Consider the following 17,193-nt stretch of genomic DNA (forward strand, 5'->3'; position numbering starts at 1 on the left):
ACTATAGTTCACATCACACTTGAAAGAAAGTGCCCAGCCCGCCGGGCAGAAAGGAAAACAAAAGCATGACTCAGGATGCACGCTCCGCCGACCAGGCGGAACTCTGGAAGATTAGGCTGGGGGAGCTGGATCAAAAACTGGGTGTGGAAGTACTCGAAGAGTCGGCTCAGCGGGTTGTTGCCACTATGCCCATTGAGGGGAACCGTCAGTCGCTGGGGCTACTGCATGGTGGAGCCATGCTTGCCCTGGGCGAGGCCGTGGGCTCCTGGGCAGCCGTTATTCATGCGTCCAGCATGGGCAAGGTCGCTGTAGGTGTAGATGTCAACGCCACCCACCACAAATCCTCCCGGGCCGGTACCGTGCGCGCAGTAGCGCAGGCCATTCACCTGGGGCGCTCGCTGACCACCCACGAAGTTATCATCACCCACCAGGAGAGCGGGGACCGGCTCTGCACCCTGCGAATCACCAACTTCATCAAGGGGTAGTTTCTTTATAAAGTAGCCCGCCCGGGCGGGTCCGGCAAATTTCTGCCGGGTCCGTAAAATGGGTGCCCCGCTGGAAAGATGGATGCCCAGACGCGTCAGCCCCGCCCGGTTCTCCGGAAGCTGACTTGTTGCGGCTTCTCGAAGACCGGGCCTCAGCGTAAGGGCAGGCACCTAGCTGTAGTCGTAGAAGCCCCTACCGCTTTTACGGCCTAGCTCGCCACGGGCCACCATGTCGCGCATGAGTTGCGGGGGTGCGAAACGTTCACCCAGCTGCGATTCCAGGTACTCAGCAATGCCCAGGCGCACATCCAGGCCCACCACATCGGTCAAAGCCAGCGGACCAATGGGGAACTTGTAGCCCAGCACCATAGCGTTATCAATATCCTCAGGGCTTGCTACGCCCTCTTCAACCATGCGGATAGCCTCCAAGGCGATAGCCACACCCAGGCGGGAGGACGCAAACCCTGGGGCGTCATTGACCACCACGGGGGTCTTGCCCAGGCCCTCAACCCAGGTGCGTGCAAGGGTTTTGAGTTCATCGGAGGAATGCTTAGACTGCACTACCTCCACCAGTTGTGAAGCCGGTACGGGGTTGAAAAAGTGCAGGCCAATAAAGTGAGCTGGCCGTTCTAGTGATTCTGCCAGCCCATCAATGGACAGCGATGAAGTATTAGAGGCCAACCATGCGCTTTCATCAAGCTCTTCCTCTACCGCGCGCAGGGCCGAGACTTTCAGGTCCCAGTTTTCGGGTACGGCTTCTACGACGAGTTGGCGGTCAGAAAAATCAGCGTAGCTCAGAGAGAGGCTCAAACGTTCGGTCAGTTCATCCAAATTGCCATCGAAGGTGCCGCGCTCTAGCGACTTAGCCAGGTCACGTTCGACCCTCTCGCGGGCGGCCTGGGCGCTGAGCTCGTCACGCTCCACCACCAGAACCTGCGCCCCAGCCAGCAGGAAGGCGTGGGCGATGCCGGCACCCATGCGCCCGCCGCCCAGCACGCCTACGCGGGCGGGTACTTTAAGTTCGTGAATTTCGGTCATAGGACACCTCTACTTCTTTTTGCGGTCTAAAAAGGCCTGCATGCGGTCAAACTTGGCCTGGGATTCAAACAAGATAGCCTGGGCTAGCTCATCAATGTGCGGGTGGGCCTGCCGGGGGGCGGCAAATACCCGTTTGGTGACGCGAATAGCCAGGGGGTCCTGGGCGGCTATGCGGTCGGCTAGGGCGTGCGCAGCGGGGAGCAGGTCATCCGGTTCGTGCAGCTCTGTGACCAGGTGCAAATCCAGGGCCTCCTGGGCATTGAGGATACGCCCGGCCAGCAGGATCTCCAGGGCCACCGGCTCACCGACCAGCTCTTTGAGCCGCCACAAACCACCTGCGGCGGCAATGATACCCAGGTTGGCTTCTGGCTGACCCATCTTGATGTAGGGGGTTCCCAGCCGGAAATCGGCGGCGTAGGCCAGTTCCGCCCCGCCGCCTAAGGCGTAGCCGTCAAGAGCGGCAATGACCGGCATAGGGAGCTTATGGATGCGGTCAAAAATCTGCGAGTTAACTCCGCGCAGGGCATCGTCCCGGCGGCGTTCACGCAACTGGGCGATATCGGCACCGGAGGCAAAAATGCCCCGTCCCTCTACCTGGCAGCCGGTCAGAATCAGAATCTTGGGGGTGTTTTCCAGATAGGCGCATACTTCGTGGAGCTCAGCGACCATGGTTGCGTCAATAGCGTTACGTACCTGGGGGCGGTTCATGCGCACCAGCAGGCGATCTTGGCTTTCCTCAAGGGTGAGGGCGGTGAAATGTTCAAACACGCTTAGACCCTTTCCAGTAGCAGGGCCGCGCCCTGGCCTACACCGATACACATGGTTGCCAGGCCACGCTGGGCCTCCTCCCGCTCCATGCGACCTAAGAGGGTGATGACGATACGGCAGCCGGAGGATCCCAGCGGGTGGCCCAGGGCGATAGCCCCACCGTCCTTGTTAACGATTTCTTCGTTGAGGCCCAGGCGACGTATGGAGGCAAGGGACTGGCTGGCGAAGGCTTCGTTTAGTTCTACAGCGTCAAGATCGGCTACAGACCAGCCTGCATGTGCCAGCGCCTTCTCGGTAGCGGGGACCGGGCCTAGGCCCATGATTTCGGGGGCAAGGCCGGCGCTGGTACCGGTCACCACGCGGGCGCGCGGGGTCAGCCCGTACTTTTCGAGGGCGGCCTCGGAGGCAACCAAAATTGCAGAAGCACCGTCGTTGAGGGAGGACGAATTACCTGCTGTTACTACTGACCCACCGCTCACTACCGGGCGCAGGGAGGCCAGCACCTCTGTGCTGGTGCCTGGGCGGGGCCCCTCATCGGTGTCAACAAGGGTTTCGCGCCCCTTACGATCCCGGACGGTGACAGGGACAATCTCGTCACGGAAACGACCGTCCTTGATAGCTGCCAGGGCGCGCTCATGGGAACGGAGGGCGAAAGCGTCGCAGTCTTGCCGGCTGATGCCCTCTTGCCGCGCTACTTCCTCGGCGGTTTCGGGCATGGAGTAGGTGAACTTGTCACGGCTGGCAAAGGCCGGGTTGATAAAACGCCAGCCGATAGAGGTATCAAAAACCTGGCCGGGCTTAGCGAAAGCGGTTGCCGGTTTTTCCATGACCCAGGGGGCCCGCGACATAGACTCGGTGCCGCCTGCTATGACCAGGTCAGCTTCCCCTGCCTTAATCATCTGGGCCGCTAGGGTAATGGCGCTCATGCCGGAGGCGCAGAGGCGGTTGACGGTAATCCCGGGGACGGTATCGGGGTAGTCATTCAGTAGCCAGGCCAGGCGGGCAACGTTGCGGTTTTCTTCACCTGCGCCGTTGGCGTTGCCCAGGATGACCTCATCAATAGTGGCGGGGTCTATGCCGGTCTTCTCGACGAGGTCTTTGATGACCAGGGCGGCCAGATCATCGGGCCGGATGGAGGACAGGGCGCCTCCATACCTGCCAACGGGTGTGCGGGAGCCTCCCACGAGATAGGCCTGGGGTGTCTGGGACATTCTTACTCCTTTGTGAGAAGGCATGAGTCATAGAGCCAAATAACTGACCAATCGTTCAATAAATCTTGTCATTTTATGTGACTTAGGTCAAGTCTTGTGGTTGGATGCTGGGCGGTCTTAAAGCCAACCGCCAGCCCTCTGGTCGGGGGCTGGCGGTTACTGTGCTCAAGTGTTACTTAGTGAACCCGGGAGCTTTCATCTGCTGGGTGCAAATCTATCTCCTGGATCCCTCGAGGTACCTTGCTGACGGCAATCAGGGAGACGACCGCTAGCAGGGCGATGTAGAGACCAATAATCCAGGACTGGCCGGTTTGCTTGAGAATCATCTCTGCAATCATGGGGGCAAAGGCACCGCCGAGAATCGCACCGATGGCATAGCCAATGGAGATACCTGAGAAACGGACGGAGGCAGGGAACATCTCAGCATACATAGCGGACTGGGGGCCGTAGGAGGGGCCCAGGGCCAGGGTAAGTACCAGGATGGCCAGGGTGAAGAGGGCAAAGTTGCCGCTATCAATCAGGAACCACATGGGAATAGCCCACAGGGCCATAAGACCATAGCCGATTTGGAAGGTTCGAACGCGGCCCACTGTATCAGACATCCAGCCGCCCACCATGGTGAAGATAAGCCAGCTGAGGCCACCAATGATGGCTGCGGTCATGGCTTGTCCACGGCTCATATCCAGGTTCTTGACGCCGTAGGAGATAAAGAAGGCGATCACCAGGTAGCCTGCGGCATTGTTGGCGATAAAGATTAAGGCGGCCAGGATGACCTCACGCTTGTTGCTCTTGAAGAGCTGTTTCAGGGGTGCTGATTCCTTCTTCTTGAGGGTTTGCATCTCCTTGAAGACGGGGGATTCCTCAACCGAGTGGCGGATGTAGAAGCCAACCAAAATCAAGATGATGGAGGACCAGAAGGGGATGCGCCAACCGAAGCTTAGGAACTGTTCTTCGGTGAGGATGGCGTTGAGGAGCAGGTTGACCAGGGTTGCCAGAATCATGCCCAGGGGCACGCCAATCTGTGGGAAGGAGCCAAAGAAGCCGCGGCGGTGGCGGGGGGCGTGTTCTACAGACATGAGGGCCGCACCGCCCCATTCGCCACCGGCAGAGAAGCCCTGAATAATGCGCAGCAGGACGATGAGTAGGGGAGCGGCTATGCCGATTTGGGCGTAGGTGGGTACGCAGCCTACACCTACGGTTGCTAGCCCCATGAGCAGGAGGGTCAGGACCAGGGCGATGCGGCGGCCGAACTTATCGCCGATATGCCCGGCTACTACTGCCCCCAGGGGGCGGAAGATGAAGCTGATACCTAGGGAGGCCCAGGCGACGATCTGGGCTAGGGTGTTGTCCTCACCTTCGGGTGTGAAGTACTGTTTGGCCAGGATCAGGCCGGCTGCTTGGGCGTAGATGAAGAAGTCATACCACTCAATGGTTGTGCCAATGAGGGTTCCGGCGAGGACCTTTCTTTCTTCTTTATTTATTTTGTGTGCTGTGGCGGGTGAAGACATCTGCGTCTCCTTGTGTGTCATGGTCAAGTCAGGGGCCTTTATGAGGCGGGCATCACAGTGCCTTGCAAGAAATCATATATGAAAACTGGGCTTGGCACACCCGGGGCGCACTATTTTTTTACCATTTGGTCAGTAAATAAGGTCAGGCAGGGTGACGGACTGCCCTCACCCGAAGGTTTGCCTCATAGGGTGGGCTCGCGGTACACAAGGGCCCCGGCCCGCTCCACAAGGAGATAGGCCGGGGCCCTCAAAAAATGATGGCGCCCTACTCGCAAATAACCTGGGGTAGGCCCATGTGCTTGAGCCCCTCAACACCAAACTCGATGCCGTAGCCAGACTGCTTGATACCACCAAAAGGAATACGGGGATCAATAGCGCCGTGCTTATTAATCCAGACGGTACCGGCCTCAATCTTGGACGCAACCTCGCGGGCCCGCTCAATATTAGGAGACCAGACCGAAGCGCCCAGCCCTACATCCAGCTTGTTGGCTTCCTCAATGGCCTCTTCCAGGGTGGAGTAACGAACAATCGGCAGAGCCGGGCCGAACTGCTCCTCAACCACCAGAGGATTATCGCCATCAATATCTGCAACCAAGGTAGTGGGGTAGAAGAAACCCTTGGCGCTCTCGTCGGGATCCCCACCCAGCAGAATACGGGCGCCAGAGTCCTTAGCTTTCTGGACCAGATCAGCAACAATATCGTACTGGGCCTTATTCTGAAGCGGCCCCAGAACATTCTGCTCGTCCAGACCAACACCCATAGGCATCTGCTGGGCAACAGCTAGCAACTCTTGGCAGACCTGATCATAGAGTGAGTCGGGTACGTAGAGACGCTTCAGAGCGGCGCAGGTTTGGCCGGTATTAATAAAGGCTCCCCAGAAGAGACCTTCAGCAATAGCCTTGGGGTCAGCATCATCAAGAACGATACCGGCATCATTACCACCAAGCTCCAGGGTGAGCCGCTTGAGTGTATCTGCTGCCGAGGCAGCAATTTTTCTACCGGTAGCGGTAGACCCGGTGAAAGTAATCTTGTCAAAGCCGGGGTGGGTGCTCATAGCTGCACCGACACCGCGATCAGCGGCAATAATCTGGACCACTCCCTCGGGCAGGACCGTATTGATAATCTCTACCAGGGCCAGCACGCTCAAAGTGGTGTACTCAGAGGGCTTGAGCACAATAGTGTTGCCCATACGCAGGGCTGGGGCAATCTGCCAGATAGAAATCATCAGCGGCCAGTTCCAGGGGCCAATGCCACCTACTACACCGATAGGCCGATAATTGAGGACAGCCCGTGTCTCTTCATCATCTACCAAGACCTCCTCATCCATAGCAAAGGAGGCTGTAGCCCGGGTCCAGGCCACGCAACCACCGACCTCAAAACGGGCGTTAGGTCCGTTCAGGGGCTTGCCTTGCTCCCTGGAAAGGAGCTCAGCCAGCGGCTCAGCGCTTGCCTCAATGGCATCAGCCATCTTCATCAGGTAGTCGCTACGCTCAGCGTGCGAGAGGGCACCCCAGGCTGGCTGGGCCGCCCGGGCTTTCTCGACCAGCTCGTTGAGGACGTCTTCGCCCTGCACCGGTGCAAGACCAATGAGCTCTTCGGTTGCCGGGTCAAAAACCTCTCGGCTGCCACCGGTGGTGACGCGCTCAAGAAGTTCCTGGTAGGTGGTGGGTAGTGACGACACTGTCAGCTCCTTAGTTATGTATGAACAGTTATATCCATGGTGGGATTGGGCTGCAGGGTTGCGTTAGGTGGGGAGCGCACAACCCTTGGCCTGGTGTGCTACGCCTCACTTCCGCTAAAGTGTGAGAAGCCCCCCAGAAAGGTAATCCATGCGCCAGCCCGTTCAGCAGTCTTCCCCCTACCACTTTCGGCACCACGACCCTATGGGCTTTACCCAGTGGGTTGAGCGGGTCCGGGAGACTTTTGGCCCCCTGGAGATCAAAGCACCCAACCCAGGTAGCTTTAGGGCCAGCGCTCGCACTGCCTCCCTGGGGGAAATTATGCTCTTGGACATGCGCACACCGGCCCATTCAGTTAGCAGGGACCCTGAGCCCTCAGAGCAGGTACAGGGCGGCTACTGCAAACTCAGCCTGCAATTAGAGGGACAATCCCAGGTAAGCCAGGACGGCCGTAGGTGCACCCTTAACCCCGGCGACCTTGCTCTCTATATCACCAAGCGTCCTTATCGACTTGATTACACCGGTCCCCAACGTAGCCTGGTCGTACTTTTCCCGCAGAGCTTCGTACACCTCAGCCCTGAATATACCGACCTGATAACGGCCACTCCGGTTTCTGAATCCCAGGGGCTTGGGAAATTCGCGGTTCCGCTTTTTGAGCAGCTAGCGACCAATCTGGAGGAGCTAGGAGGGCCTCACGCCTTAGCCTTGGTACGCTCTGCCCTAGAGATGGTCATTACAGTTATGATTGCTGAGTCTACACAAGCTGGGCGTCAACCGGCGCACACAATATATCACCGAGCAGTAGCCTACATAGAGGAGCACCTGGACGACCCAGATCTAGGCCCCAGCAAAATAGCTGAAGCTCTCTATATTTCTCTACGCCAACTCCACAGCCGTTTTTCAGCCCACCAGCAGACAGTCTCTGCCTTTATTCGTGTCCGCCGTCTGGAAAGAATCCGAGAGGACCTAGCAAACCCGCGCTACAGGGCAGAGTCCGTGCAGGCCATCAGCGCCCGCTACGCCCTCTTTGATCCCTCCTATGTGAGCAAAGCCTTTAAAACTCAGTACGGTCTAAGTCCCTCAGCCTACCGTTCACAGATTCTTGGCTAGCTAGACCGGGTATCAAACGGAGAACCTCAGAGTCAGCTTATGAGCAACTAACGACTTCAAGATGGATAGGGTGGCCGGGTAGCTCGGCAGCTAGGGCTAACCCCACCTCTTGGGTAACCTCAACTACATTGTGGCTTGCACTGATACCCAATCTAACCTTGACTTGGGCAGGCAGGGAGCTGGCTTGCTCAGCGTCGTGCTCTAAAGCTTGGGCCCTTTCGGTATCTTCCGTCAAGAGCGGGGCACGGACCAGGTCTATCAGGTAAGGAGTACGCGGGTATAGCTTATGAGCCCCTGGAACCTGCAGAACTAGCTGCCGCAAGCGGTCAAGGTCAAGCTCCCCAGCGCTCCTGTCGTGAGGTTTACTAGCCCCTTCTTGTTCCTGAGAGGCCGGGGCATCAGCAGGCTCAAGGTAGATTTCCTGGATGGGCGCACTTGGGCTAGTCATTGAGGGATTTTTCATGAAGGTCCTGAATCGTGATATTGATTGCGACAATATTAAGCTTGCTGCACCGTTCCAGTGATTCCTGAATACTAGAGCGCAGGGCTTGGGCCAAATCTGGGATAACCAGACCTATCTGAACAGATGCTGTCACATTGACTTTCACAGGAGCCCCTGGGGTCTCAATGTCACCTTCTAGCCGGCACTGGCCGATGATTACTTCATCAAGTTCATCTGCAACAGCTCTTACAGCTGCCACAACCGCCCCTTCGTCCTGGCGGATGCGTACAGCCTGGTGTGGTGAGGGTAGGGGGATTGAACGGCCTGCCTTGGCTTCTAGAACCAGATTGCTCAGGAGGTTCTCCGCCCAGCTCAAATCCTTCTCTAGCTCTTTAACCTCGTGGTCAAAGTCTTGGCTAGCGAGGGAGTGAAGCTTGTGAAGAGAGGCGACTTTGCGGTCGCACTCCGGGCATGAATCAATATGACGTGTTAGCTGTGGCTTCTGTGAGTCTGTCTCTAAATCATCAACCCAGCTGCTCAGGGCGCTTAGAGGAATACTGCAGTTAGTCATTTTAGTTCTTTCCCTCCATCTCTTCGAGGAGTGTGGCCCGTGCACGTGCGAGTTTGCCCCGGACGCTGGGTGTGCTCATCCCCAGGGACTGAGCAATTTCTTGGTAGCTACAGGCGCCGTATTCACGCATGATCCAGACTCGCTGCTGATCTACCGGTAGTTTCTTGAGGGCCTGGCTGAGCGTATCAATCTCAGAGCGGCTCATTGCAAGGTCCTCAGGACTTGCTGAACCATCACTGAGGTGGTGGTAGTCATCGATATCTGCGTTAGGTTTGCGCTTCCTGAGCAGGTCGATACTTTTGCGACCGGTCAGTTTCATCACCCAGCTTTTAAACTGAGCGGGATCCTGGAGGGTATCAAGCTTTTGCCAGGCCTGTAGAAGAGAATCTTGGAGGGCATCATCCGCATCCGCTGAGTTACCGGTTAGTCGAATAGCATAGGCCCGCATCATGGGTAAATATGGTTGTACCAGCAAGCGGAAAGCCTGCGAGTCACCATCAACAGCTCGCTGCAGAAGTAGGCTTGGCGCTAACTCCGCGAGGTGACGGTTGCTCAGTTCTGTCACTACAGACTCCTGAAAGTATTGACGGGGGAAACCCCCTATGGCTAAGCGCGATGCTCTGGGGGGACAGTGCACCGCGCTTAGAATTTAGAGACAATTTATTTTACCGAACCCGCTGGGTCTCGTCTGCGAAGGTGGACCGCAGTCCACCGGTCACTCGGACCAGTAAGGGAATCTTGTGACCCAAAAGCTGATCTAAGCCCGCAACAACCTGGGCTGCCCTTTTTTCGAGGCTGGCGATGTCAGCACCCTGTCTGACCTCAAGTTTGACCGAGCAGGCTGAGGAGCGCTTGAGTTCCTGGGAGCTGACGGATACCGAGAGGATGTCGGGGTGACTTTCAAAGCCATCGGTGATGGCCTGCTTGATGAACTTATCGGAGATAGTGGTTCGTCCAGCGGTCTGGGTGTCCTGCTGACTGAGCAGGGTCTTTGATTTCTTAGGCTTCTGAGCAATTATTCCCATAATGAGGGCGATTACAACTAAGAGAAGCAAGAGAACAAAAAGCAGAGTCAGTAGGCTTGTCTGACCGTCAACGGTGTTGAAGGCAACCCTATCGAAGGCAGTTCGGGCAGGTTCCTCCAAGGGCTGTACATACTCGGCCCATAGATCTCGAGCTTGGGGCACAAGGGGAAGGCAAAGGCTCACAAGCCCTAGGACAAGTAAGACCAACCCCAGCACAGCTAGAAAGAAACGGTTTAGTTTTCTGGGAGTGTTACCCATTTTATATAGCTCCCTGCTTCTCAATAACTACCTTGGTACCCGGCTGATCCTGCAAGGCTAAGTTGGCTACTGTCTGCTTAACCAGTTCATGCACCTGCTGCTGATCAAGCGGCCTACCAGAGGTCGGCGTTACAGTAACTTTAATCTGACGAGGGCTAACACTGGTTACTACCTGGTCCTGGTCAAGGCCGGTGCGAGCACGCACACTTGCGCTGATGGATGAGGCCAGGGCTTTATTATCAACCACCATAGCGAAGCGCCCTGAACGAGCACTGTGGCGGCTCAGGCGCCCCGGACGGAGGCTGAGGGTAAGCAATACCAGCCCCAGCAGAACTAGAACTACCCCAATGATGACGCCCCAAAGAGGGCTGAGAAGCTCATCGAGCTTAAAGAAGCCTGAAAAGAGATCCTCGCCGGTGATGAGGAGGGGAGGTTGGCCCAGGGCGGAAAGAACAAGTTCTGTACCCAGCCAGGAAAGGCTCAAAATGAGTACAGTGTTGACAATGACTGTGGTCAGCCAGCGGGATGAGTGAGTCTCCTGGCGGGCCAGTAAGCGCTCATAAGGGCCAGCTTCTTGCCGTGAACCGATGAAAGAGGCCTGGTCAACCTGGCCTGAGGTCTGCTGATGCTGTGGTGTAGAGTTTTGTTGCTTCATTGCACCCTTGCCTTATCACTGCTGGGGCTAGTTGTTCCATCGAGTGCTATGTTGATTGATCCCACTTCTGAGCCACAGAGCTGAGTAAGTTGCCGGGCTATACGAGCCCGCGCCTGGGCAAGAAGATCAAAAATAGTTCCCTGCCCGTGGGTACCTTGAGCAAGAGCTTTTGCATCATGGATTGGGCCAAGCGGGTAGTCAAGGTTGATATCTACCCCCAGCTTGCCAGCATCATCAAAAATTGATGACTGGACATGATCGGAGGGCACACCAAGTTCCTGAGCCGCTACCGCATGAGACATAGAGACAAGAGCTTTCTTGCGTACTCTCGTGCTACCGGGGCCGCTATCGGTGGTATTTTTATTCATTAAAAGCCTGATCTATCCTATGCGCAGGTGGTTGAGTAACCACCTGCGCATGAATTTGGAATTCTGGGATTAGCGTGATGATGAATTCTTACGTACCGAATCCAGCATGTTACCCACTGAAAGATCTGAGCTCTGCACCAGGTGCCCAATCGTGGCACCTGCGGCCATCAGCACAGCAAAGAGGACAAACCCTCCAAAACCGTAGCGGAGGCCAGCAAAGGCCAGAAGGGCTCCTATGAGAGCGCCTGTGAATTCTTTAGACATTACTTAACGCGGCTTTCCTGCTCATCGTTCTTCTGCTCAGCGTCCTGGTCATCGCCGGGGACGTGAACATCAAGGACCTCAATGTTTACTTCGGTGACCTCAAGGCCAGCCAGTGACTGGATAGCCTCTACAACAGCCTTACGGGCATTGTCGGCAACATCGTAGATGGGGTGGGGGTACTCAACGATGATGGACAGATCAACAGCAGCCTGAGTCTGGCCTACTTCTACGCTGATACCCTGCTTGAGGTTGTTGTCCTGGCCAACAGCGCTACGCAGAGCGCCCATGGCACGAGCGGCACCGCCACCCAGATCGTAAACGCCTTCAACATCGCGCAGTGCGATACCGGCAATCTTGGCGACAACACCGTCATTGATGCTGGTGGTCCCCTGACCGGTTGCTGCACCGGTGTTCTTGACGGGAGCCTGGTTCTTCTTTTCAGCCAGGGTTGCGGGGGTGGTTGCAGGTGTCTGGTTCATATTATTTCCTAATTTCTGTTAGGTAGGTATTAAGGTGACAGCGCAGGTTGCGGAATCCGAAGAAACCGCAACCTATGCCAGTTGCGCTGTCATAGGTTAAGACGGGGTGAGCCTGGCAGATGTCACGCAGATTTCTAAAATTTTTTAATTTTCTTTTTAGAACTAGCTGTGCCTGAGCCCTCTCCTACCTCTCAATCTAGCTGTTTATCCCTTGAAACCCAATAGCCTGGCAGAATTGAATACTACAAAAACTGACGAAAAGGCCATAGCGGCGGCGGCAATCATGGGGTTGAGCAGTCCAGCGGCCGCCACCGGAATTGCTACCGTGTTATAGGCAAAGGCCCAGAAGAGGTTGCTCTTAATGAGGCGCAGAGTAGCCCGAGAGAGCCTGATGGCGGTGGGCAGGGCGGCCAGCTCACTGCGCATAATGGTCATATCTGCCGCTTCCATGGCCACATCGGTACCTGAACCCATAGCAACACCCAGGTCTGCCTTGGCTAGGGCGGCGGCATCGTTCACGCCGTCACCGACCATAGCGACCCCCCGCCCGCCTTCTTGCAGGCGGGTAATGGTGGCTAGCTTATCGTGCGGGCTGACTTCTGCAAATACGTTCTCGGCTGCAATGCCCACCTCGGCGGCGATAGCCCGCGCTACCGGCTGAGCATCACCTGTGAGGAGGACGGGGGTCAGACCCAGTTCTTTAAGCTGGGTCAGCGCGGCAAGGGCATCGGGCTTGGGGGAGTCTTGGAGCGATACTAGCCCGGCAACCTGCCCATCGACAGCCAGAATCACGGTAGTCTGCCCGGCCTCCTGCCGGGTGCGCAGGGCCTGGTCCTGGGCCTGGCTCAGCTCAACACCTTCACCGCTCAGAAAGTTCTTTTGCCCCAGGACAATATGATGGTGCGCGCCCTTGTGCAGGAGGGTTGCTCGCACGCCGCCACCGGGGGCTGACTCAAAATCGGTGACCGAGGGAAGAGTGTGGCTGCTTCCCTGTTTGTGGGCTGTGTGCGCGGCGGCTTCGACAGCGCGGGCAATGGGGTGCTCGGAGTGAGCCTCTACCGCCCCGGCTAGGGCCAGCAGGCTGGTGGCGTCGTAGCCTGGGAAGGGGAAAACTTCGGTCACAGCCAGCTCACCGGTTGTCACGGTTCCGGTCTTATCCAGGACGATAGTACCTACTTTTTTGGTGTTTTCTAGTACCTGGGCTGAGCGAATCAGAATGCCGAGCTGGGACCCGCGCGAGGTGCCAGCTAGCAGGGCGGTAGGGGTCGCTAACCCTAGGGCACAGGGGCAGGCAATGACCAGGACGGAGACAGCGGCGGTGAAGGAATCGTTGATATCGCCGGTCACTAGGAGCCAGCCAGCCAGGGTGAGCACAGCTACCCCAATAACTATGGGAACAAAGACCGCCGATACCCTATCGGCTAGGCGGGCAATGGGAGCCTTGGTTGTTTGGGCTTGGGCTACGGTGCGGCTCATCTGGGCCAGGACCGTCTCGGTACCCACGCGGGTTGCGCGGACGGTGAGTGCCCCGGAGGTGTTGATGGTTGCACCAATGACGGTGTCACCCACACCGACCTCCAGGGGGAGGGACTCACCGGTCAGCAGGGAGGTGTCCAGGGCGGAGCGCCCCTCGATTACTTGCCCGTCCACCGCAATTTTCTCGCCGGGGCGTACCAGAAAGATGTCGCCGGGGAGCAGGTCTTTGACCGGGACTTCTACCTGTGCACCGCCCTGAAGGACGGTAGCGCTCTTGGCTCCTACACTGAGCAAGGCGCGTAAAGCCTGGGATGAGCGGCGCTGGGTGCGGTGCTCAATATGCCGCCCCACCAGCAAAAAGAGGGTAATCATGGCGGCTGCATCAAAGTAGAGCATGTGTTCCATGCCGTGCCCGCCGTGGGAGCTGCTCGCGTGGGCGGTCATGCCGGGGTTGGTGGCAAGTTGCCAGAGCGAAAAAGCGTAGCTGGCAATAACACCCAAAGAGATGAGGGTGTCCATGGTCAAAGAGCCGTGGCGTAGATTGGTCCAGGCCGGGCGGTGAAAGGGGAGCGCCGACCAGGTGGCCACCGGCAGGGTGAGAGCCGCTACCACCCAGCCCCAGTGGGGGAACTGGAAGGTGGCGAACATAGAGATAAGGAGGACGGGTATGCTCAGCAAGGCCGCCAGGATGAGCTGGGGGAGAAGCCTTGCCTGAGCATCCTCGTCTGGGCACTGGGCCTCATCATTTTTGAGGGAGGCGGTGTAGCCGGCCTTTTCGATGGTTTCGATGATGTGCTCATCGGGCATATCTGCCGGGGCGATTACCCGCGCGGTTTCTAGGGGCAGGTTCACCGAGGGGGTTGTCCCTATCTTTTTGAGTTTGCGTTCCACCCGCCCCACGCAGGAGGCGCAGGTCATGCCCCCTACGCTCAGGGTGACGATGCGAGTGTCACCGGTCAAAAGGTCCGGGGCGGGTGCTGTGGGCATAGCTCTTTCTTTCAGTGCTGGCATTTAGGGGCTGGTGCGCCTTGGTAGCCAACTGGCGGGGCTGGCGGGAGAGCTACCCCTGACTAAGCTGGCTCAGGACTGGCGTTTTAGGGGGGGCTGGCATTTAGGGGGCTTGCCAACGGGGTAGCTTTCCCGCCCGGTTAGGGGCTTAGGCGACCGGGATGAACCCGGCTTCTTGAATAGCGGCGGTGACAGCGGCGGGGTCAAGATCGCCGGTGTGGCTGATGGTGACGGTGGATTGGCCGTCCTTGACAACCTCAACCTCAACGCCGGTGACGTTCTGGATCTCTTCGATTTCTTCGCGCACGCTCATGGCGCAGTGGTTGCAGGTGAGGCCGCTTGCTTTAACGGTGGTGGTCATGATTTTCTCCTTGGGTTAGCTCTTGACCAGGCGCGAGATAGCGGCCATGGCTTCTGAGATTTTTTCGTCGAGCGGTTCTGTGTGCCCGGTATCGTGTGCCTGATGGGCGGTGTCGACAAGGCAGTGGCGAACGTGGTCTTCGAGCAGTTGCAGACAGACGCTGTGGAGGGCTGCGTTGATGGCTGAGACCTGGGTAAGGATGTCTATGCAGTAGGTGCCCTCGTGAACCATGCGCTGGATACCGCGCACCTGCCCCTCGATGCGGCGGAGCCGCTTGAGGTAGGCATCTTTGTCTGCGGTGTAGCCGTGCTGGTGTTCTACCGGGCAATGTTCTTGGCTCATGCCTCTTAACATATACCCCCAGGGGGTATCTATTCAAGGGGTGTCATAGAAATTCTCCAGCCCGGCCCGATACTAAGTACCCTGTTAGACTGAAAGACATGGCTTCTTACATCGAGGACTACGCCCTACTCTCAGACATGAATACCGGTGCGCTTGTTTCGCGTAGCGGTTCCATCGACTGGTTCTGCGCCCCGCGCTTTGACTCTCGGGCCGTTTTTGCGGCTCTGTTGGGCGAACGCGAGCACGGTCGATGGCTTTTAGCTCCCCTCGAATCGGTCAATCCTGCACCGGTAGAAGAGATCCGCACCGAACGTTCCTACCGCCAAAACACCTTCATTCTGCAAACCGTCTGGTTTGTGGGTGATTCCAGTGTGCGGGTTACCGAATTTATGCCGCTCTCCGGCGGGACCACTATCGTCCGTAACGTTGAGGGCTTGACCGGCGAAGTCACCATGTACCACGAGCTAGCCCTACGCTTTGACTACGGTCGCACTATTCCCTGGGTGACCCGTTACGGTGGTGTCGATACCGCAGGTAAGGCCGACCCATCCACTGACATGCTGGTGGGCATGGCAGGCCCCCATGCGCTGGTCTTCCGGGGCGACTCTCTGCCCGAGGGCGACCCTGAATCTAAAGCCGAAACTTTCACCGTCTCGGCAGGCCAGAGCTACACCTTTACCTTGTCCTACTTTGCCTCCAACCACAACCCGCCTGCGCCGGTGGACTACCTCACCGCCTTGACCTACACCCAGGAGCAGTGGGGCGAATGGTCTGATCTCTACACGCCTGCCACTGTGGACGAAGAGCCCCCGGCCGCCGATGACGCCGGCACCACAGCCCAGGCCACTGTGATTTCGGCGGTCCGCGATGTGGAGCAGGAGTACGAGAAACCCTCATCCCTACTGGATGCCGGTTCTAACACCGCCGCTCCTGAGGTAGACCTAGAAACCTACCAGGAGCTAGCTCAGACTGCGGCTCAGCAGATCGTTGTGCCTACTGCATCGGGCCTCCGTAATGAGGCTAACCAGCGTTACCGCGCAGCTCGCCTGCGTTCCCTGCTGCTGTTGCGCGCCCTGATTTCCCGCGAAACCGGTGCCCTGGTTGCATCGGTGACTACCTCTCTGCCCGAGGTTATTGGTGGCAAACGCAACTATGACTTCCGGTTCACCTGGCTCCGCGACGTTGCCATGGCTATGGATGTTACCCTGGCCCACGGCCACGAACGCGAAACCGCCCAGCTCCGCAACTGGGTTCTGCGCGCGCTGGCTAATAATCCGCGTCAGATTCACGCGGTCTACGGGCTGGCTGGCGAAAAAGACGACATCGAGCGCCGCCTAGCCCTACCCGGTTACGAAGGCTCCCAGCCCGTCCGTTCCGGCAATGGCTCCGGCGACCGTTTCCAGGGTGATGCCCTGGGCCAGGTGCTGGTTACTTTTGCCCACCTGCGCGAGCAGGGGGTGGCCGAGGACCATCTGTCCTGGCCCCTCCAAAAGGCGCTGCTCAATGCTGCGACCGAGCGCATCGGCCACCCCGACCGTTCCATGTGGGAAACCTTTGGTGAACCTGCCGTCTATACCCACTCTCAGGCCATGCTCTGGGCGGCTTTCGATGCCGGTGTTTCGGCGGTGCGCGACTTCGGGCTGGACGGGGACGCCGCCGTCTGGGAGCACTGCCGCGATACAGTAGCTGAAGATATCTTGACCAGGGGCTACAGCCAGGAGCTGGGGTGCTTTGTCTCCACCTACGGCGGTTCCTCGGTCGATGCCTCCCTGCTCCAGCTACCCCAGATTGGCCTCTTAGCCTGGGATGACCCCCGTCTGTTGGCAACGGTAGAGCGAATAGAGCAGACTATCCGTCACCCGTCGGGCATGATTTACCGCTACGATAATTCGGATTCTCATGATGGCTTTGAGGGGCAGAGTAACCCCCATTTCGTTTCCTCGCTGTGGTTGGCTGAACAGTATATTCGTTCGGGCCGCGAAGAGGATGGCCGTGCCCTGCTTGATACGGTTCTGGATAAGGCCAATGATTTGGGCTTGATGAGCCCCGAATACTCTTTTGACGAGCAGCGATTGACCGGTAACTTCCCGCAGGCACTTGCCCATATCTCCCTGGTGCGGGCGGTGCAGGCCCTGGGGCTCTAGG

General features: G+C 57.8%; 19 protein-coding genes. 3 read left to right on the forward strand and 16 right to left on the reverse strand.

Translation table 11 applies throughout. The features are described 5' to 3' along the window. Positions 1-65: 65 nt before the first annotated feature. Positions 66-485, forward strand: coding sequence for a hotdog fold thioesterase (locus tag ACN082_RS00475; protein WP_419098892.1), 420 nt, complete (start codon positions 66-68; stop codon positions 483-485). Positions 486-656: 171 nt separating this feature from the next. Here the strand turns inward: ACN082_RS00475 and ACN082_RS00480 are convergent, their stop codons facing one another. The 5 genes from ACN082_RS00480 to ACN082_RS00500 all read right to left on the reverse strand — a co-directional run bounded on the left by ACN082_RS00480 (position 657) and on the right by ACN082_RS00500 (position 6,691). Then, entirely contained in the window at positions 657-1,523 is an 867-nt protein-coding gene (locus ACN082_RS00480; RefSeq protein ID WP_419098893.1) for a 3-hydroxyacyl-CoA dehydrogenase family protein, read from the reverse strand. 9 nt (positions 1,524-1,532) lie between these two features. Continuing rightward, the gene (locus tag ACN082_RS00485) at positions 1,533-2,231 is read right to left on the reverse strand and encodes an enoyl-CoA hydratase/isomerase family protein (protein WP_419099437.1); all 699 of its coding nucleotides are present in this window, start codon (positions 2,229-2,231) and stop codon (positions 1,533-1,535) included. Positions 2,232-2,293: 62 nt separating this feature from the next. After that, positions 2,294-3,502 (reverse strand): thiolase family protein, encoded by a 1,209-nt coding sequence (locus ACN082_RS00490; protein ID WP_419098894.1) that lies wholly within the window; start codon positions 3,500-3,502, stop codon positions 2,294-2,296. 176 nt (positions 3,503-3,678) lie between these two features. Next, entirely contained in the window at positions 3,679-5,010 is a 1,332-nt protein-coding gene (locus ACN082_RS00495; RefSeq protein ID WP_419098895.1) for an MFS transporter, read from the reverse strand. A 265-nt stretch (positions 5,011-5,275) separates the two neighbouring features. Beyond that, positions 5,276-6,691, reverse strand: coding sequence for an aldehyde dehydrogenase family protein (locus ACN082_RS00500; protein WP_419098896.1), 1,416 nt, complete (start codon positions 6,689-6,691; stop codon positions 5,276-5,278). Positions 6,692-6,839: 148 nt separating this feature from the next. Between ACN082_RS00500 and ACN082_RS00505 the strand changes: the two genes are divergently transcribed. After that, complete coding sequence (locus ACN082_RS00505) at positions 6,840-7,799, forward strand: helix-turn-helix domain-containing protein (RefSeq protein WP_419098897.1); 960 nt, start codon at positions 6,840-6,842, stop codon at positions 7,797-7,799. Between the two features lie 37 nt (positions 7,800-7,836). On the opposite strand, the gene ACN082_RS00510 is transcribed toward ACN082_RS00505, so the two are convergent. The 11 genes from ACN082_RS00510 to ACN082_RS00560 form a co-directional block, all read right to left on the reverse strand. Beyond that, a complete protein-coding gene (locus tag ACN082_RS00510) occupies positions 7,837-8,247 on the reverse strand; it encodes a hypothetical protein (protein ID WP_419098898.1) in 411 nt (136 codons plus the stop codon). Further along, positions 8,240-8,812 (reverse strand): hypothetical protein, encoded by a 573-nt coding sequence (locus ACN082_RS00515; RefSeq protein WP_419098899.1) that lies wholly within the window; start codon positions 8,810-8,812, stop codon positions 8,240-8,242. Before ACN082_RS00515 ends, ACN082_RS00510 begins: the two co-directional genes overlap by 8 nt. Before the next feature lies 1 nt (position 8,813). After that, positions 8,814-9,377: an RNA polymerase sigma factor gene (locus tag ACN082_RS00520; protein ID WP_419098900.1), complete on the reverse strand. Its 564-nt coding sequence runs from the start codon at positions 9,375-9,377 to the stop codon at positions 8,814-8,816. Between the two features lie 100 nt (positions 9,378-9,477). Next, entirely contained in the window at positions 9,478-10,095 is a 618-nt protein-coding gene (locus tag ACN082_RS00525) for a hypothetical protein (protein WP_419098901.1), read from the reverse strand. 1 nt (position 10,096) lies between these two features. Then, positions 10,097-10,750, reverse strand: coding sequence for a DUF6286 domain-containing protein (locus ACN082_RS00530; RefSeq protein ID WP_419098902.1), 654 nt, complete (start codon positions 10,748-10,750; stop codon positions 10,097-10,099). Further along, entirely contained in the window at positions 10,747-11,118 is a 372-nt protein-coding gene (locus tag ACN082_RS00535) for a hypothetical protein (RefSeq protein WP_419098903.1), read from the reverse strand. The genes ACN082_RS00530 and ACN082_RS00535 overlap by 4 nt, the downstream gene beginning before the upstream one ends. Positions 11,119-11,187: 69 nt before the next feature. Continuing rightward, entirely contained in the window at positions 11,188-11,382 is a 195-nt protein-coding gene (locus ACN082_RS00540) for a hypothetical protein (protein ID WP_419098904.1), read from the reverse strand. After that, a complete protein-coding gene (locus tag ACN082_RS00545; protein ID WP_419098905.1) occupies positions 11,382-11,861 on the reverse strand; it encodes an Asp23/Gls24 family envelope stress response protein in 480 nt (159 codons plus the stop codon). The genes ACN082_RS00540 and ACN082_RS00545 overlap by 1 nt, the downstream gene beginning before the upstream one ends. Positions 11,862-12,065: 204 nt before the next feature. Beyond that, on the reverse strand, positions 12,066-14,324 hold the full coding sequence (locus ACN082_RS00550) for a heavy metal translocating P-type ATPase (protein ID WP_419098906.1): 2,259 nt from the start codon (positions 14,322-14,324) through the stop codon (positions 12,066-12,068). A gap of 169 nt (positions 14,325-14,493) precedes the next feature. Continuing rightward, entirely contained in the window at positions 14,494-14,706 is a 213-nt protein-coding gene (locus ACN082_RS00555) for a heavy-metal-associated domain-containing protein (protein ID WP_419098907.1), read from the reverse strand. A 15-nt stretch (positions 14,707-14,721) separates the two neighbouring features. Beyond that, positions 14,722-15,048 carry a metal-sensitive transcriptional regulator gene (locus tag ACN082_RS00560; protein ID WP_419098908.1) on the reverse strand — a complete coding sequence of 109 codons (327 nt, stop codon included), beginning with the start codon at positions 15,046-15,048 and terminating at the stop codon, positions 14,722-14,724. 98 nt (positions 15,049-15,146) lie between these two features. Between ACN082_RS00560 and ACN082_RS00565 the strand changes: the two genes are divergently transcribed. Then, positions 15,147-17,192, forward strand: a complete 2,046-nt coding sequence (locus ACN082_RS00565) for a glycoside hydrolase family 15 protein (RefSeq protein ID WP_419098909.1) — start codon at positions 15,147-15,149, stop codon at positions 17,190-17,192. Position 17,193: the final 1 nt, after the last annotated feature.

Source organism: Rothia sp. CCM 9417 (assembly GCF_048513575.1).
Classification (GTDB): Bacteria; Actinomycetota; Actinomycetes; order Actinomycetales; family Micrococcaceae; genus Rothia.

What these genes read in the sequence shown, in the direction of transcription:
- ACN082_RS00475 (WP_419098892.1), top strand. Translation starts at nt 66, where the DNA reads ATGACTCAGGATGCACGCTCCGCCGACCAGGCGGAACTCTGGAAGATT.
- ACN082_RS00535 (WP_419098903.1), bottom strand. Translation starts at nt 11,118, where the DNA reads ATGAATAAAAATACCACCGATAGCGGCCCCGGTAGCACGAGAGTACGC.
- ACN082_RS00490 (WP_419098894.1), bottom strand. Translation starts at nt 3,502, where the DNA reads ATGTCCCAGACACCCCAGGCCTATCTCGTGGGAGGCTCCCGCACACCC.
- ACN082_RS00555 (WP_419098907.1), bottom strand. Translation starts at nt 14,706, where the DNA reads ATGACCACCACCGTTAAAGCAAGCGGCCTCACCTGCAACCACTGCGCC.
- ACN082_RS00510 (WP_419098898.1), bottom strand. Translation starts at nt 8,247, where the DNA reads ATGACTAGCCCAAGTGCGCCCATCCAGGAAATCTACCTTGAGCCTGCT.
- ACN082_RS00545 (WP_419098905.1), bottom strand. Translation starts at nt 11,861, where the DNA reads ATGAACCAGACACCTGCAACCACCCCCGCAACCCTGGCTGAAAAGAAG.
- ACN082_RS00530 (WP_419098902.1), bottom strand. Translation starts at nt 10,750, where the DNA reads ATGAAGCAACAAAACTCTACACCACAGCATCAGCAGACCTCAGGCCAG.
- ACN082_RS00485 (WP_419099437.1), bottom strand. Translation starts at nt 2,231, where the DNA reads ATGAACCGCCCCCAGGTACGTAACGCTATTGACGCAACCATGGTCGCT.
- ACN082_RS00550 (WP_419098906.1), bottom strand. Translation starts at nt 14,324, where the DNA reads ATGCCCACAGCACCCGCCCCGGACCTTTTGACCGGTGACACTCGCATC.
- ACN082_RS00480 (WP_419098893.1), bottom strand. Translation starts at nt 1,523, where the DNA reads ATGACCGAAATTCACGAACTTAAAGTACCCGCCCGCGTAGGCGTGCTG.
- ACN082_RS00505 (WP_419098897.1), top strand. Translation starts at nt 6,840, where the DNA reads ATGCGCCAGCCCGTTCAGCAGTCTTCCCCCTACCACTTTCGGCACCAC.
- ACN082_RS00495 (WP_419098895.1), bottom strand. Translation starts at nt 5,010, where the DNA reads ATGTCTTCACCCGCCACAGCACACAAAATAAATAAAGAAGAAAGAAAG.
- ACN082_RS00560 (WP_419098908.1), bottom strand. Translation starts at nt 15,048, where the DNA reads ATGAGCCAAGAACATTGCCCGGTAGAACACCAGCACGGCTACACCGCA.
- ACN082_RS00565 (WP_419098909.1), top strand. Translation starts at nt 15,147, where the DNA reads ATGGCTTCTTACATCGAGGACTACGCCCTACTCTCAGACATGAATACC.
- ACN082_RS00515 (WP_419098899.1), bottom strand. Translation starts at nt 8,812, where the DNA reads ATGACTAACTGCAGTATTCCTCTAAGCGCCCTGAGCAGCTGGGTTGAT.
- ACN082_RS00525 (WP_419098901.1), bottom strand. Translation starts at nt 10,095, where the DNA reads ATGGGTAACACTCCCAGAAAACTAAACCGTTTCTTTCTAGCTGTGCTG.
- ACN082_RS00540 (WP_419098904.1), bottom strand. Translation starts at nt 11,382, where the DNA reads ATGTCTAAAGAATTCACAGGCGCTCTCATAGGAGCCCTTCTGGCCTTT.